This is a genomic window from Mesorhizobium helmanticense (assembly GCF_003034915.1).
In the GTDB taxonomy this organism is placed as follows: domain Bacteria; phylum Pseudomonadota; class Alphaproteobacteria; order Rhizobiales; family Rhizobiaceae; genus Mesorhizobium; species Mesorhizobium helmanticense.
The window spans coordinates 21,350-37,826 of sequence record NZ_PZJX01000057.1 but is presented as its reverse complement, the minus strand read 5'-3'; the positions used below and the strand labels follow the sequence as shown (position 1 = coordinate 37,826).

Annotated in this window: 13 protein-coding genes; 11 read left to right on the top strand and 2 right to left on the bottom strand. The window is 64.0% G+C overall.

Annotated features, from left to right (window positions below; genetic code table 11):
• Positions 1-54: 54 nt before the first annotated feature.
• Positions 55-1,104 carry a deoxyribose-phosphate aldolase gene (deoC, locus tag C9427_RS29400; RefSeq protein ID WP_107652604.1) on the bottom strand — a complete coding sequence of 350 codons (1,050 nt, stop codon included), beginning with the start codon at positions 1,102-1,104 and terminating at the stop codon, positions 55-57.
• Positions 1,105-1,253: 149 nt separating this feature from the next.
• Entirely contained in the window at positions 1,254-2,081 is an 828-nt protein-coding gene (locus C9427_RS29395) for a ferredoxin--NADP reductase (RefSeq protein WP_097577218.1), read from the bottom strand.
• A gap of 234 nt (positions 2,082-2,315) precedes the next feature.
• On the opposite strand from C9427_RS29395, the gene C9427_RS29390 reads away from it, so the two are divergent.
• From C9427_RS29390 to C9427_RS29340, 11 genes are all read left to right on the top strand, one after another.
• On the top strand, positions 2,316-4,400 hold the full coding sequence (locus C9427_RS29390) for a hydantoinase/oxoprolinase family protein (protein ID WP_107652533.1): 2,085 nt from the start codon (positions 2,316-2,318) through the stop codon (positions 4,398-4,400).
• 2 nt (positions 4,401-4,402) lie between these two features.
• Complete coding sequence (locus tag C9427_RS29385) at positions 4,403-6,157, top strand: hydantoinase B/oxoprolinase family protein (protein WP_107652532.1); 1,755 nt, start codon at positions 4,403-4,405, stop codon at positions 6,155-6,157.
• Positions 6,158-6,276: 119 nt separating this feature from the next.
• Entirely contained in the window at positions 6,277-7,053 is a 777-nt protein-coding gene (locus C9427_RS29380; protein WP_107652531.1) for an ABC transporter substrate-binding protein, read from the top strand.
• A gap of 66 nt (positions 7,054-7,119) precedes the next feature.
• Positions 7,120-8,235: an aminomethyl transferase family protein gene (locus tag C9427_RS29375; protein ID WP_245437213.1), complete on the top strand. Its 1,116-nt coding sequence runs from the start codon at positions 7,120-7,122 to the stop codon at positions 8,233-8,235.
• Positions 8,236-8,549: 314 nt separating this feature from the next.
• The gene (locus tag C9427_RS29370) at positions 8,550-9,644 is read left to right on the top strand and encodes a transporter substrate-binding protein (RefSeq protein ID WP_107652530.1); all 1,095 of its coding nucleotides are present in this window, start codon (positions 8,550-8,552) and stop codon (positions 9,642-9,644) included.
• Positions 9,641-10,243 (top strand): ANTAR domain-containing response regulator, encoded by a 603-nt coding sequence (locus tag C9427_RS29365; RefSeq protein WP_107652529.1) that lies wholly within the window; start codon positions 9,641-9,643, stop codon positions 10,241-10,243. Before C9427_RS29370 ends, C9427_RS29365 begins: the two co-directional genes overlap by 4 nt.
• Positions 10,221-11,129 carry an ABC transporter permease gene (locus tag C9427_RS29360; protein ID WP_107652528.1) on the top strand — a complete coding sequence of 303 codons (909 nt, stop codon included), beginning with the start codon at positions 10,221-10,223 and terminating at the stop codon, positions 11,127-11,129. Before C9427_RS29365 ends, C9427_RS29360 begins: the two co-directional genes overlap by 23 nt.
• Positions 11,126-12,046: an ABC transporter permease gene (locus C9427_RS29355; RefSeq protein WP_107652527.1), complete on the top strand. Its 921-nt coding sequence runs from the start codon at positions 11,126-11,128 to the stop codon at positions 12,044-12,046. Before C9427_RS29360 ends, C9427_RS29355 begins: the two co-directional genes overlap by 4 nt.
• Before the next feature lie 43 nt (positions 12,047-12,089).
• On the top strand, positions 12,090-13,733 hold the full coding sequence (locus C9427_RS29350; RefSeq protein WP_107652526.1) for an ABC transporter substrate-binding protein: 1,644 nt from the start codon (positions 12,090-12,092) through the stop codon (positions 13,731-13,733).
• The gene (locus C9427_RS29345) at positions 13,723-14,667 is read left to right on the top strand and encodes an acetamidase/formamidase family protein (RefSeq protein ID WP_107652525.1); all 945 of its coding nucleotides are present in this window, start codon (positions 13,723-13,725) and stop codon (positions 14,665-14,667) included. The genes C9427_RS29350 and C9427_RS29345 overlap by 11 nt, the downstream gene beginning before the upstream one ends.
• Positions 14,664-16,472: an ABC transporter ATP-binding protein gene (locus tag C9427_RS29340; RefSeq protein WP_245437212.1), complete on the top strand. Its 1,809-nt coding sequence runs from the start codon at positions 14,664-14,666 to the stop codon at positions 16,470-16,472. Before C9427_RS29345 ends, C9427_RS29340 begins: the two co-directional genes overlap by 4 nt.
• The last annotated feature ends 5 nt before the right edge of the window (positions 16,473-16,477 follow it).

The window sequence follows — 16,477 nt, the reverse complement described above, 5'->3', positions numbered from 1 at the left end:
CTCCTTCACCCCTTGTGGGGAGGGTCGATCGGCAAAGCCGATCGGGGTGGGGGTTCACGCCATCGCGTGGCGATGATTGGCCGAATAGTGACCCGTCAGATGGTGTTCGAGCTGGCGCTCGATGTCGGTCAAAAGGCTCGACGCGCCGAAGCGGAACAGTTCCGGCTCCAGCCATGGCCGTCCGAGCTCCTCCTTCATCAGCACCAGCCAGTCGAGCGAGGCTTTCGCCGTGGAAATGCCGCCGGCCGGCTTGAAGCCGATGAGATAGCCGGTCTCCTCGAAATAGGCGCGGATCGCGCGCAACATGGCGAGGCCGACAGGCAGCGTGGCGTTGACGCTTTCCTTGCCGGTCGAGGTCTTTATGAAATCGGCGCCAGCCATCATCGCAACCATGGACGCCAGCATTACATTGCGCAGCGTGGCGAGATCGCCGGTGCCGAGAATGACCTTGAGATGCGCCTCGCCGCAGGCGGCGCGCATCGAGACGATCTCGTTGTAGAGTTCCTGCCATTTGGCGCCGAAAACCAGGCCGCGCGGAATCACGACGTCGATCTCGTCGGCGCCGTCCCTCACCGAGGCCTCGATCTCCTGCAGGCGCGTCGACAGCGGCGCCAGACCATGCGGGAAAGCCGTGGAAACGGCGGCGACATGGATGCCGGTGCCACGCAGCGCTTCGACGGCGGTGGCGACGAAGGGATGATAGACGCAGACCGCCGCCGGGCGGATGGTCTCACCCGCAATGCCAAGGCCCTCGACGATGTCGCGGCGGAACGGGTTGATCGCCTTGGCGCAGAGGCGGCGCACACGCTCCTCGGTGTCGTTGGAATTCAGCGTCGTCAGGTCCATGCAGGCGACGGCGCGCAGCAGCCAGGCGGCCTGGTTGTCGGCCTTAATCGAGCGCCGCTTGGTCAGGCTGGCGACGCGGCGTTCCAGCGCCGAGCGGTTGACGCTGCGCACCGATTCCATGAAGCCGAGATCGAGCCGCATGCCGGGATTGCGGGCAATGGCGTGGTCTGGCGGTACGGGCGTGTTGGCGGCGGCACGCGCCGGCAGTGGCGTCACCTTGGACGCGCCGAGGCCGACCTCGCGGATTGTGCTGCTCATCTCCTGCCCTTTCATTCAGCGACTTGCGCCGAAGATAGCCCGCGAAGTCGTACTTCACGAGTCCTTCAGGCGGTCATAACGGAAAAAGGATGATAAAGCAGCCAACTTTTGACCGAAAGGTCAAAACCTGGGAACGAAGCGTCCGCCGCTCAGCCGACGAAGGCGCGCTCGACAACGAAGCTGGCCGGATGGCTCAGCGAGCCTTCCTGGAAACCGAGACTCTCGGCCAGTTCCTTGACGTCCTTCAGCATGTGCATCGAGCCGCAGATCATGATGCGGTCGGTCTCGGGGTTAAGCTTGTCGATGCCGAGATCGCTGTAGAACTTGCCGGAACCGATCAGCGCGGTGATGCGGCCCATGCGCTCGGACTCTTCGCGCGTCGTCGAGTTGTAGAGCGTGACGCGGCCGCCGGTCAGCTCACCGATCAGCGGATCGTTCTCCAGTGCCGCGACCAGTTCCTGGCCGTAGGTGAGTTCGGCATTGTCGCGGCAGGTATGCGTCAGGATCACCTGTTCGAACTTCTCGTAAGTGTCGGGGTCGCGCAGCAGGCTGGCGAAGGGCGCGATGCCGGTGCCAGTCGAGATCATGAACAGGCGCTTGGCCGGGGTCAGCGCGTCCAGCACCAGCGTGCCGGTCGACTTCTGGCGCATGATGATTGTGTCGCCGACCTGGATCTTCTGCAACTCGGAAGTCAGCGGGCCGTCCGGCACCTTGATGGAGAAGAATTCCAGCTCGTCATCCCAGGCAGGACTGGCGATGGAATAGGCTCGGAACACCGGCTTCTCGGCATTGGGCAGGCCGATCATGACGAACTCGCCCGAACGGAAGCGCAGCGACTGCGGCCGGGTGATGCGGAAGGAAAACAGGCGGTCGGTGTAATGCTTCACCGAGACGACGGTTTCGGCATAGACATTCGCCGGTATAGGGAATTGCAGTGGGCGGGCGCCGGCGGTGTTGAACGCGGATGTGGTGTTCATCAAACCTAACCTTCTGGCCCAACTTCAGACCCAATCTTCAGGTCCGCGGGGGCCAAACCTTCTCCTGCGCGCCCGAACCGGTCAGGTTCCAGCGTGCGGCGGCACACTCCGAAGCGGTAAGCTCTTGTGTCCGGAATTTATTAGTATACAAATGATATTTGCGTCAAGAGACCGCTGTAAAACAGCTTTCCAAACTAAGACATATCCATAGTCCGGGCATTTCGGGTTTCGACAATGAAAGAGAATTTTTCAGCGCGGGCGCTGGATTCCCTGGGCAGCGTCGTCGCCGGCATCGATGTCGGTGGAACCTTCACCGACCTGCTTCTGATCGACGGCCGGGATGGCGGCAGGGTGCATATCGCCAAGACCCCGACCACGGTCGACAACCAGGCCTTCGGCGTCGTTTCGGCCCTCGGTGTCACCGGCTTTCCCATCGACCGCATCGACCTCATCGTGCATGGCACGACCACCACCACCAATGCCGTGCTCGAACGCCGGCTGGCCAGGACCGGCATGATCACCACGCGCGGCTTTCGCGACGTGATCGAGCTTGGCCGGCGGACCCGGCCGCAGCCCTATGGCATGACGGGCACGTTCGTGCCGGTCATTCCACGCAATTTGCGGCTCGAAGTGTCGGAGCGGGTCGAGGCCTCGGGCGCAATCCGCACCCCGCTCGACGAAGCCGGAATGCGCGCGGCGGTTTCACAGTTGGTCGCCGCCGGCTGCGAATCCCTCGTCATCCATTTCCTGCACTCCTACGCCAACCCCGCGCATGAGCGGCGCGCCGCCGAAATCGCCGCCGAACTCTGGCCGAACGGCTACATCACGACGGGCCATGCACTGCTGTCGGAAGCGCGCGAATTCGAGCGCGGGGTGACGGCTTCGGTCAACGCCTCGGTGCAGCCGATCCTCGAACGCTATGTCGAAAGGCTGCGCAAGGAGCTGGCGGCCAAGGGCTATGCCCGCGACTTCCTGATCATGAACGGCAATGGCGGCATGATCTCGGCCCGCTTCGTCACACGTGAATCGGCCAAGACCGTCATGTCAGGCCCGGCCTCCGGCGTCATCGCAGCCGCCTATACGGGAAAACGCGCCGGCTTCGAAAACCTCGTCACGTACGACATGGGCGGCACCTCAACCGACGTGGCGCTGATACGCAATGCCGAGCCCGCCGTGTCGAACGAGATCGAGATCGAATATGCCATGCCCATCCATGTGCCGATGGTGGCGGTGCACACCGTCGGCGCCGGCGGTGGCTCGATCGCCCGCGTCGATGCGGCCGGCCTGATCCAGATCGGCCCGGAAAGTGCGGGCGCCAATCCCGGCCCGATCTGCTACGGACGCGGCGGCAGCGAGCCGACCATCACCGACGCCAATCTGGTCCTGGGGCGGCTGGCGCCGAAGAAGCTGCTGGCGGTCGAAAATCCGGTTACCGTCGAGCGCGTCACCGGCATTTTCGAGAACAGCATTGGCAAGCCGACCGGTCTGTCCGGCGTCGAGGCGGCCGGCGCGGTGCTGCGGCTCGGCAATATGAAGATGGCCGGCGCCATTCGCATGGTCTCGGTGTCGCGTGGCCACGACCCGCGCGATTTCGCCCTGTTCGCCTTCGGCGGCGCCGGGCCGCTGCATGCGACCGCTCTGGCGCGCGAGCTCGGCCTGCCCAAAGTGCTGGTGCCGGCGCGGCCCGGCATCACCAACGCGCTTGGCTGTGTCGTTGCCGATCTTCGGCACGACTTCGTCAACACCGTCAATCAGCCTGTGGCGGGGCTCGATGAAACTCAGCTTCATTCTGTATTGGAACGGCACCGAAACGAAGGCGAAGAGCTGATCGGCAAGGAAGCGGTGAAGCCGGAGACGATCCGCGTCACCCATTCCGCCGACATGCAGTTCGTCGGCCAGACCCACATCATCAACGTGCCGCTGCCGTCGTCCTCGGTGACCCGGCACGAATTGCAGCAGCTGTTCGAAATGGCATATTTCGCCCGCTTCAAGGTCGAGCTGCCGGAGATTCGCGCCAATCTGGTCAATCTCAACACCTCGGTGACGGGTGTGCGGCCCGCGATCGATCTGTCGCGCCTGATCGACCCCGCCGGGCGCGCCAAGACGCTCGATGAGGCACGACGCGAGACCCGCCCGGTCTGGTATGCCGGCACGTGGCATGATACGCCGGTCTATATCAGGGAAAAACTGCCGCTCGATGCCATCATCGAAGGCCCGGCGATTCTCGAACAGATGGACGCCACCACCGTGCTCGAGCCCGGCGACCGGGCGCGTTCGGACGCCGACGGCAACATCATCATCGACATTGGCGAGGCCTGACAATGCCAGCATCCAGGGCAAAGCTCGACGCCATCACGCTTTCGGTGCTTCAGGCAGCCCTGCAGCAGGTCTGCGACGAGATGGATCTGACCTTCTCGCGCGCCGCCTTCTCGCCGGTCATCGCCGAGGCCAACGACCGCTCCGACGGCATCTATTCGGCGGTCGACGGCTCGCTGATCGCGCAGGGCAGCCAGGGCCTGCCGGTGTTCGTCGGCGTCATGCAATATTCGACCAGGACAGTGATCGAGATGATCGCCGACGGCCGCTGCCTGCCGCCGGAGCCCGGCGACATTTACATCGTCAACGACCCCTATCTCGGCGGCACCCATCTGATGGACGTGCGCTTCGCCATGCCGGTCTACAGGGGTGGCAAGATTTTCTGCTGGCTGTCGAACACCGGCCATTGGCCCGACATTGGCGGTTCGGTACCCGGCGGCTTCTCGGCTTCCGCGACCGCGGTCGAGCAGGAAGGGCTGCGGCTGCCGCCCGTCAAACTGTTCAAGAAGGGCGTGCTCGATCCGGAGATCTACGCCATCATCTGCTCCAACATTCGCGTTGCCGACCAGCGTATCGGCGACATCAGGGCGCAGGCGGCCGCCTTGCTGATCGGCCAGGATAGGCTCAATGGGATCCTGGATCGTTACGGTGACGAAACTGTTGTCGAGGCGATCGCCGAACTGCGCCGCCGCGCCGCCGAGCAGATGCGCGCCAACATATCGGCCATTCCCGACGGCACCTACAGGTCCAAAGCCTTTGTCGATTCCGATGGGGTGGTGAACGAGCCGCTGACCATCGCGCTCGCCGTCGAGAAAAAGGGCGACACGCTGAGCTTCGATTTTTCCGGCTCGTCCAAGCCTTGCGCCGGGCCGATGAACAGCGTGCTGGCGACCACCTTGTCGTCGGTCTATCTCGCCATGCGCCATATTTTCCCGGACGTGCCGATCAGCGCCGGCGCCTTCGAGCCGCTTCACGTCAAGCGTCCCGAAGGCACTTTCCTCGACGCCAGATATCCGCGCCCGGTGTCGGGCTGCGCGGCGGAGGTGTCGCAGCGCATCGCCGAGGCGGTGTTCGCGGCCATGGTGCAGGCGCTGCCGGACAGGGTGACGGCAGCACCCGCCGGCTCCAGCGGCAATTTCGCGCTCGGCGGCAACGACCCGGCGCGCGGCCGCGACTATGTCATGTACCAGATCTCCGGCGGCGGCTATGGCGGCAATGCCGGCCATGACGGCCTCACCAATGGCTGCTCGACCATCGGCATTTCCAAATCGCCGCCGGTCGAGATCATGGAACAGGCCTTTCCTGTGCTCTATCGCCACTATGCCTTGCGCGAGGGCTCGGGCGGCGCTGGCAAGCATCGCGGCGGCTTTGGCCTCGCCTACGAGGTCGAGATCCTGCGCGGCGACGCCCGCGCCTCCTTCGTTATGGACCACGGTCGTTTCGGCCCGCAAGGCGCGCTCGGCGGCAAGGATGGCGCGGTCAACACGGTGACCGTGTTCCGCAATGGCGAGGCGCATGTGCCGCCGCACCTCTCCAAGGAGCAGGATATCCCGCTGAAGGCCGGCGACCGCGTGCGTGTCGGTACGCCTGGCGGTGGCGGCTATGGCGATCCGTTACTGCGCGACGCTGGTCTGGTGCTGAAGGATGTCGCCTTGGGCTATTACACGCCCGAGGATGCCGCCGAGAAATTCGGTGTCGTCCTCTCGCCAGATGGGTTGGCGATCGACCGCCCAGCCACGACAAGGGCGCGTGCCGGCTAACTCGCGAGCCGCTTCAGCAGAGCCTTCGATCCGCCGTGATCGCCGCAGCCCGTGTCGTTTCCGTCTCCGCCGGGGGCATAAAAGCCCGTAGACTTGGGCTCTCAACGGAGATCTGGATCATGCGTCTTTTAGGTCGTTTCGTGCTTGCCGCTTCGCTCGCTCTGGCGCTCGCTACGGGTGCTGCCTCTGCCCAGGACAAGAAACTCAAGCTCGGCACCGAGGGCGCCTATCCACCCTTCAACTATGCCAATGCCGACGGCACGCTGGGCGGCTTCGACATCGATCTCGGCAAGGCGCTGTGCGCCGAGATGAAGACCGAATGCGAATTCGTCGTGCAGGATTTCGACGGCTCGATCCCGGCACTTCAGGCCGGCAAGTTCGACGCCATCATCAACATCACCATCACGCCGGAACGCGCCGAGAAGGTCGACTTCACCCACAAATACTACCAGACGCCGCCGGCCATCGCCGTGCCGAAGGATTCGACGCTATCGGGCACGTCGCCCGAGGATCTGAAAGGCAAGACGCTGGGCGTGCAAAGTGCGACGATCCACCAGAATTTCGCCGAGCAGAAATACAGCGGCTCGACCGTCAAGGCCTATCCGACCGGCGACGATGCCCGCGCCGACATGGTCAACGGACGCCTCGACGCTGTGATGGACGGCTCGATCATTCTCACCGAATGGCTGAAGAAGCCCGACGGCGCCTGCTGCAAGCTGCTCGGCACCTTGACTGCCGATCCGGCCATCCACGGCCCCGGCGTCGGCATCGCGCTGCAGAAGGGCAACAAGGAGTTGACCGACAAGCTCAACGCCGCGATCGACGCGCTGCGGGCCAATGGAAAGTACAAGGAAATCAACGACAAATATTTCTCGTTCGACGTCTACGGCAGCTGAGACCGACAGCTAACGCCTTCGGCAGCGCTGTCCGGCGCTGCCGTTTTCATGAAGATGGAGACTTTCTTGGCCGAACGGCGATCCCCTTTCTACAACAGCATCGTCGGGCTGGGCGCGATCATGGGCCGGGTCGGCGGCGATTTCATTTCGGCCAAGTACTATTCCGGCATTGCCGACGAGCACCTGAACACCCGCGAAAATGTCGGTGTCCAGGACCTCAGCACCATGGGCAAGATGGACATCAAGGGTCCGGAGGCCGAAGCGCTGGTCAACCATGTCATCGTCAACAATGCCGCGGCGATGAAACCCGCCCAGGTGCGCTATTCCACCATCTGCCGCGAGGACGGCGGCATCATGGACGACCTCACCGTGTTCAGGCTCGGGCCGGAGCATTTCATGCTGGTGACCGGCTCAGTCAACCGCCTCAAAATGCTGCCCTGGCTGTTGCATCATGCCCAGGGCCGGAAGGCCTATGTCACCGACATCACGGCGGCCATCGCCTTCCCGACCATACAGGGACCGCGCTCGCGCGAATTGTTGAAGGCGCTGGTCTCTGATGCCGATCTGGACGGCATCAAGCGCTGGTCTTTTGCGTCGGGGCGCGTCGGCGAGACGAAGGTGCTGATTTCGCGCACCGGCGTGACCGGCGAGCTCGGCTTCGAGTTGTTCGTGCCGGCCGACGAGGCGACCTCCGTCTGGGACGCGCTGATGCGGACGGGGGCGGATTTCGGCCTGAAACCCTACGGTGTCTTGGCGATGTTCACGCTTGGCCTGGAAAAGGCCTATCCCGCGCACGGCATCGACATGGACGAGACGCGCACGCCGTTCCATGTCGGGCTCGACCGCTGGATCAAATTCGACAAGGGCGATTTCGTCGGCCGCGAAGCGCTGCTGAAAGTGCGCGACAAAGGCGTCGACGAACGCTGGACCGGGCTGATCCTCGACGGCGACATGCCTGCCGCAACCAATGCGCGGGTTCTGGCCAGAGGCGAGGATGCCGGCGTCGTCACCTACAGCGACCACGGCTATTCCCTCGGCAAGGTGCTGGCGACCGCGCATCTGCGATTGCCTTTCACGGCCATTGGTACCGAACTCAGCATCGACATCGACAGCAAGCCGACACGTGCGGTCGTGGCGCTGATGCCGTTCTTCGATCCGGAAGGGGTCAGGTTACGCGCCTGAGCAGTTCTGCATTTCCGTGAAACGATGAGCGGCTCTAGACGTCAGGCGGCGTTTGAGCGAGATCGCGTGTGATCCAGGCACACGCCTACCGCATGCCTTGCGCAGGCAGGTTCGCCATTTTCCCGCTTGACTGACCCGCCGTACCGAATACGCTGATGCGTGGATGAAAGTGTTAGAGTGTTTTTTTGTGCGTCCGAATGGACGTACGTCGCTCTAATGGGAAAATACCGGCCTTGGTCGCCGGGCGGCAAAAATGCCTCGTATGCCTCGCCCTGCGGCGCTGGCTGCGGGGCATTGTCATTTTGGGGATCTGTTTGAAACGGCGCATCGAGATCGGCATCCTGTATTCTCGCTCGGGGAGCTATCAGCTCGTGTCGGATGCCTGCCGGATGGGTGCAATGCGCGCCATTGCCGACATCAATGCCGACCGCAGCTCAGGCATCGAACTGGTGCCGGTCGAGCGCGACCCGCAAAGCAATGCGGATCGCTACGCGACGCTGTGCGAGGACATTTTCCGGACCAGCAGCGCCCGCCATGTCGTCGGCTGCGTCACCTCCTGGAGCCGCAAGGAGACGATTCCCGTGCTGGAAAAGGCGGGCGGCATGCTCTGGTATGCCTGCCCCTATGAAGGCTTCGAGGCCAACGAGCATGTCGTCTACATGCACGCTTGCCCCAACCAGCATCTGGTGCCGCTGATGGCGCATGTCGTGCCGCGCTTCGGCGCCAACGGCTTCCTGCTTGGTTCGAACTATATCTGGGGCTGGGAGATGAACCGCGTGGCGCGCGACCTGATTGCGGACGCCGGTGGCAAGGTGCTGGGCGAGCGCTACCTGCGCATCGGCGAGACCGACGTGTCGCGCCTGATCGCTGAAATCCGCGCCACGCGGCCGAACTTCATCCTCAACAACCTGATCGGCACCTCGTCCTACGCCTTCCTGGCGGCCTATCGCGACCTGGCTGCTGAGGATGTCGCCTTCAGCCCCGAAGCCTGCCCGGTCATTTCTTGCAACCTCACCGAGGGCGAGCTGCCGGCGATTGGTGAATCCGGCAAAGGACATCTGTCGGTCGGGCCGTATTTCGCCCCGCGCCCGGCGGCCTTCGCCTCGTCCTTCGAGGCTTCCGCCTATGCTTCCGTGCAAGTGATGGCTGATGTGCTCTCCCGAGACCCCGACGCCGGTCCGGCGGAGTTCTCGAAGGTCTTCGCCGAGCAGCGTTTTTCCACCAGGCTCGGGCCGATAGCCATCGACGCCCATTCCCAGCACGCCACGCTGCCGGTCATCATCGGCCGGATCGCGGACGGGTTTTTCGAGGTCGTCAGTCGCGAGGATGAGGTCGCGCCGGACCCCTATCTGTCACGCTACGATCCGGCAAAAACATTCGGCCGCCCGCGCCTGAGAGTGGTGTCGTGAGCAAGGTCCCACGCATCCCGAATCTCGGCGGCGCCAGGGCCTTTGTGCTGCATCGTCCGCATCCGACGGTGCAGGCGATCACGCGGCAATTGTCGGCCATCGGGCTTGAGACGGTCGGCTGCTGGCCGGAACTGCCGGCCGAGGTCCTGGCCGCGGATTTCGTCTTCTTCGATGCCGATCTCGGCTTCGATGAACAATTTCCATGGAAGCCAGGCGAGGCGCCGATGCCGATGGTGGCGCTGATCGGCTCCGAGGCGCCGGGCCGTATCGAATGGGCGCTTTCGCACCAGGCAGACGCCCAGCTGCTGAAGCCGGTCGGCAATGCCGGTGTCTACAGCGCGCTTCTGATCGCGCGGCAGAGTTTCGAGGCGCGCAAGCTGCAGGCAAGCGAAATATCGTCGCTTCGCCTGCGCGTCGCGGAGCGTCAGACCATCGTGCGCGCGGTCGAGGCCTTGTCGAAAGGCGCCGGGGACGGCCGCGCCTACGCGCAGCTGCGGTCGCTGGCGATGAGCTGGCAGATCAGTGTCGAGGAGGCTGCTCGCCGGATCGTGGCGATGACGGAAGAAGAAGGCGGCGATGACCAGTCCCATCGCGCCTGATCTGTCCGCAACCGGCCGCCTGCCGGCCAGGCCACGCGCCGGTGTCTGGCGGCAACTGCTGAAACGTCGTCTGGCAGTGCTCGGCCTGGTGATCGTGGCCATCGTCCTGGCTGGCGCCATCCTGGCACCATGGCTCACGGGCTATGATCCAAACGAGCAGATGTTCGACGGGCTGACACTTGAAGGCGCGCCATTGCCGCCTGATGCCAAATTCTGGCTGGGGACCGATCTGCTCGGCCGCGACCTGCTGACCCGCATCCTCTACGGCGCGCGCACCTCACTGATCATCGGCATTGTCGCCAACGGCGTGGCGCTCTTGATCGGTACGCTGGTTGGCGTCACGGCAGGCTATTTCCGTGGCTGGATCGGCAGCGTGCTGATGCGCTTCACCGATCTGATGATGGCGTTTCCGGCGCTGCTGCTTGCCATCTGCCTGGCGGCGGTGTTCGAGCCAAGCCTGTGGATCGTCGCCATGGTGATCGCGTTGGTGAACTGGGTGCAGACCGCCCGCGTCATCTACACCGAGACCAGTTCGCTGTCGGAACGCGAGTTCATCGACGCCGAGCGCACCATCGGCGCCGGCGCGCCACGCATCCTGTTCCGCCATATCCTGCCGCATCTTTTGCCGACGATCATCGTGTGGGGCACGCTCGGCATTTCGACCACGGTGCTGCTGGAAGCGACGCTCAGCTATCTCGGCATCGGCGTGCAGCCGCCGACCGCGTCCTGGGGCAACATCATCTTCGAGAACCAGACCTATTTCCAGGCGGCGCCCTGGCTGGTGTTCTTCCCTGGTGCTGCGATCCTGGCGCTGGCGCTGGCCTTCAACCTGATCGGTGACGCGCTGCGCGACATCCTCGACCCGACGCAAAGGGGCCGGGCATGATCCCCTATCTCGGCCGTCGCGTCATGCAATCGCTGCTCATCCTGCTCGGCGTCTCGCTGATCACCTTTGCGCTGCTCTACCTTCTGCCGGCCGATCCGGTTCGCCAGATCGCCGGCCGCAGCGCCACGCCGCAGACGGTCGAAAACATTCGCCGGCAACTCGGCCTCGACCAACCCTTCGTCGTCCAGTACTGGCATTATCTGATGAGCCTGCTCAGCGGCGATCTCGGGCGCTCCTACATCCAGCGTTCCGAGGTCACCGAGCTCATCGTCTCGCGGCTGCCAGCGAGCCTGCTGCTGATGGTCGGCGCCATCCTCTGCGAGCTTCTGATCGGCCTGACCATGGGCCTCATCGCCGCCGTCAAACGCGGCACCACCACCGACCAGACGCTGATGGTCGCCTCCTTCGTCGGCGTCTCGGCGCCGCAATTCGTCGTCGGCCTCTTGCTGCTTTATGTGTTTGCCGTGCGTCTCGGCTGGTTTCCAATCGGCGGCTACGGCACCTGGCGGCATCTGGTGCTGCCGTCGCTGACCATGGGCATCCTCGGCGCCGGTTGGTACGCGCGCATGATGCGCTCGTCGATGATCGACGTGCTGCGTCAGGACTATGTGCGCACTGCGCGCGCCAAAGGTCTGGCGCGCGGCGCCATCCTCTTTCGCCACGCGCTGCCCAACGCCATCCTGCCGGTCGTCGCCATGATCGGCATCGACATCGGCATCTTCATGGGCGGCATCGTCGTGGTCGAAAGCGTGTTCGGTTGGCCGGGCATAGGTCAGCTCGCCTGGCAGGCCATCCAGCGCGTCGACATTCCAATCATCATGGGTGTCACGCTGGTGTCGGCCTTCGCCATCGTGCTCGGCAATCTCCTGGCCGACATCGTCGCACCGTTCATCGACCCGCGGATCAAGCTCAGATGAAACCAAGAAAAGACCGATACAAACCAGAGAAAGGGAACATGAGATGAAGAAATTTCTGACCTCCACCGTGGCGGCATCGGCGCTTGCGCTGATGCTTGGCATGGCGAGCGCTCGCGCCGAGGACGCCGTCGATCCGAACGCCAAGCAGGGCGGCGCCATCACCGTCACCTACAAGGACGACGTCGCCACGCTCGATCCCGCCATCGGTTATGACTGGCAGAACTGGTCGATGATCAAGAGCCTGTTCGACGGGCTGATGGACTACGAGCCGGGCACCACCAATCTCAAGCCCGACCTCGCGGAAAGCTACGAGATCGCGCCCGACGGCAAGACCTTCACCTTCAAGCTGCGCCACGGGGTGAAGTTTCACAACGGTCGTGAAATGACGGCCGACGACGTCAAGTACACGATCGACCGGGTGACCAACCCAAAGACCCAGAGCCCGGGCGCCGGCTTCTTCGGCTCGATCAAGGGCTATGACGATGTCGCCGCCGGCAAGACGGAAGGCCTGTCAGGTATCACCGTCGTCGACCCCTACACGGTCAAGTTCGAGCTGACCCGGCCTGACGCTACCTTCCTGCATGTCATGGCGATCAACTTCTCGCATGTCGTGCCGAAGGAGGAGGTCGAGAAATACGGCGCGGACTTCGGCAAGCATCCGGTCGGCACCGGCGCCTTCAAGCTCGCCGAATGGACGCTTGGCCAGCGCATCGTCTTCGAGCGCAACCCGGATTACTGGCACAAGGGCCTGCCGCATCTCGACAAGATCACCTTCGAGATCGGTCAGGAGCCGATCGTGGCGCTGCTGCGGCTGCAGAAGGGCGAGATCGATATTCCCGGCGACGGCATTCCGCCGGCCAAGTTCCAGGAGGTGATGGCCGATCCCGAGCAGAAGGCGCGCGTCGTCGTGGGCGGCCAGCTGCACACCGGCTACGTCACCATGAACACCACCATGGCGCCCTTCGACAATGTGAAGGTGCGGCAAGCCGTCAACATGGCGATCAACAAGGACCGCATCGTCCAGCTGATCAACAACCGCGCGGTGCCCGCCAACCAGCCGCTGCCGCCGTCGATGCCCGGTTACGACAAGGCGTTCAAGGGCTATCCCCATGACGTGGCCAAGGCCAAGGCGTTGCTCGCCGAGGCCGGCCATCCCGACGGCTTCGAGACGCAGTTGTTCGCCATGAACACCGACCCCAACCCGCGCATCGCCCAGGCGATCCAGCAGGATCTGGCGGCGGTTGGCATCAAGGCCAGCATCCAGTCGCTCGCCCAGGCCAACGTCATCGCTGCCGGCGGTGACAAAGCCGGTGCGCCGATGATCTGGTCAGGCGGCATGGCCTGGATCGCCGACTTCCCCGATCCGTCCAACTTCTACGGTCCGATCCTCGGCTGTGCCGGTGCTGTCCCCGGCGGCTGGAACTGGTCGTGGTACTGCAACAAGGATCTCGACGCCAAGGCGGCCGAAGCCGACTCCGTCGTCGACCCCGCCAAGGCCGGCGAGCGCGACAAGATGTGGAGCGCGATCTACGACAAGATCATGGCGGACGCGCCCTGGGCGCCGGTGTTCAACGAGCAGCGCTTCACCATGAAATCCGCCCGCATGGGCGGTGCCGACAATCTCTATGTCGACCCGGTTCATATCCCGATCAACTACGACAATGTGTATGTGAACGATGTGCAATAACTGCGACTACACCATCCACGGGCGCCACCACCATTTCGGCTGGGACAATTCCCTTGCCCCGGTCGAGCGGGTGGCGCCCGGTTCGACAATCGAGTTCCAGTGTCTCGATTCGTCGGGTGGGCAGCTTCAGGCCGACAGCACGGTCGCCGACATCGAGAAATTCGACTTCGACAGGGTCAACCCGGTGACCGGGCCGATCTTCGTAGAAGGCGCGGAACCGGGTGATGCGCTGAAGGTGACGATCGAGATGTTCAAACCGTCCGGCTTTGGCTGGACGGGGAACATACCGGGGTTCGGGCTGCTCGCCGACGATTTTCCGGAGCCGGCGCTGAACATCTGGAAATACGACGCCGCCTCGCTCGAGCCGGCGCTGTTCGGAAAGAACGCGCGCGTGCCGCTGAAACCCTTCGCCGGCACCATCGGCAATGCGCCGGCCGAAATGGGTCTCCACTCGGTGGTGCCGCCAAGGCGTGTCGGCGGCAATCTCGACATCCGCGATCTCGCCGCCGGCACCGTGCTCTATCTGCCGGTGGAGGTGGCGGGTGCGCTGTTTTCCGTCGGCGACACGCATGCCGCGCAGGGCGACGGCGAGGTCTGCGGCACGGCGATCGAAAGCCCGATGGATGTCGTGCTCAAGCTCGACCTGGTCAAGGATGCCAGGCTGAAGACGCCGCGCTTCACCACGCCGGGTCCGGTGACGCGCCATCTCGACGCCAAGGGCTACGAGGTGACGACCGGCATCGGACCGGACCTGATGACCGGTGCCAGGGAAGCGGTCGCCCAGATGGTCGATCTGCTTGCCGATCGCTACGCGATGGACCCCGTCGAAGCCTACATGCTGGTATCGGTCTGCGGCGATCTCCGGATCAGCGAGATCGTCGACATGCCGAACTGGGTGGTGTCGTTCTACTTCCCGCGTTGCGTCTTCGAATGAGTGCAGGCGTCACCAGCAGACCGACCGGGGCAGCAACTTCGGTTGGTTCGCCCGCAGGCAGGTCAGTGCTGGAGATCGCTGGCCTGTGTGTCAGCGTGCGCGGCGAGGACGGCGAACGGGAAGTCGTGTCGGACCTGTCGCTGACGCTCAAGCGTGGCGAGACGCTTTGCATTGCCGGCGAATCCGGCTCCGGCAAATCGATGACGGCGCTGGCGATCATGCAATTGTTGCCGCAGCCTGCCGCACGAATTTCCTCTGGCATGATCCAGCTTGGCGAGATCGACCTCGCGACGCTCAACGAGCGTCAGATGCAGCGCATTCGCGGCGACCGCATCGCGATGATCTTCCAGGAGCCGATGACCTCGCTCAACCCGGTGCTGTCGATCGGCCGCCAACTGACCGAATCCATCGAGGCGCATACCGATCTGTCGAGCGCCGAGGCGCGCCGGCGCGCCATCGAGGCGCTGAAGGCTGTCCGCATCTCGGAAGCGGATAGCCGGCTAAAGCAGTTTCCGCACGAACTGTCCGGCGGCATGCGCCAGCGCGTGATGATCGCCATGGCGCTGGCGCTGAAGCCAGATGTGCTGATCGCCGACGAGCCGACGACGGCGCTCGACGTCACCGTGCAGGGTGAGGTGCTGGAACTGTTGCGCGATCTCCAGCGCGAGCATGGCACCAGCATCATCCTCATCACCCACGACATGGGTGTGGTGGCGGAAATGGCGGATCGGGTGATCGTCATGCGCCATGGCCGCATGGTCGAGGAAGGCAAGGTCGCCGATATCTTTGCCCGGCCGCGAGCCGACTATACGCGTGAACTGCTCGCTGCGGTGCCGCGCATTGGCACTGGTGCAGGACGGCAAGATCTTGGGCAGACAATTCCGAAAACGCTGAACCAGGTCGCGCTGGTCGACGACCTGCATGTCGGCTTCGACCTGCGCGGCGGCTTCTTCGGCCAGGTGAATCGCCGTGTCCACGCCGTCGAAGGCGTGAGCTTTTCCATCGCGCCGCACGAGACGCTGGCGCTGGTTGGTGAATCCGGCTGCGGCAAGTCGACCACCGCCAAGGCGCTGGCCGGGCTTGTGCCCTACCAGGGCGATATCGTGATCGGCGGACGCAACCTGTCGGGCCTTGGCCGTGACGAGCGCAAGGCGGTTCGCCGCGATGTGCAGATGATCTTCCAGGATCCCTACGCCTCGCTCGACCCGCGCATGCGCGTCGGCGATCTCGTCGCCGAACCGCTGCTGATTCACGGCATCGCCTCGAAGCAGGAGCGCAGGGAAAGGGTGGCGACGCTGTTCGAGCGCGTCGGCCTCTCGGCCGACCAGATGGATCTCTATCCGCACGAATTCTCAGGCGGCCAGCGCCAGCGCATCTGCATCGCGCGCGCTCTGGCGCTTCGGCCCAAACTCATCATCGCCGACGAAAGTGTTTCGGCGCTCGACGTGTCGGTGCAGGCTCGCGTACTCGATCTGTTGAAGGAATTGCAGCGCGAGTTTGGCATCGCCTATCTGTTCATTTCACATGACATGGCGGTGGTCGAGAACATTTCCGACCGCGTCGCCGTCATGTATCTCGGCCAGATCGTCGAGATGGGCACCCGCGATCAGGTCTTTTCGAACCCGCGTCACCCCTACACAAAGCGCTTGATCGAGGCCGTCCCGGTGCCCGATCCGGCTAAGCGCCGGCCGCGCTTCGCCCGTCTCGATCAGGAGATTCCGAGCCCGACTCGAAAGATTGGCGAGCCACCGCCGAAACTGACGCTGAAGGATGTTGGCAACGGGCATCTTGTAGCTGCGTCCTGACGCGA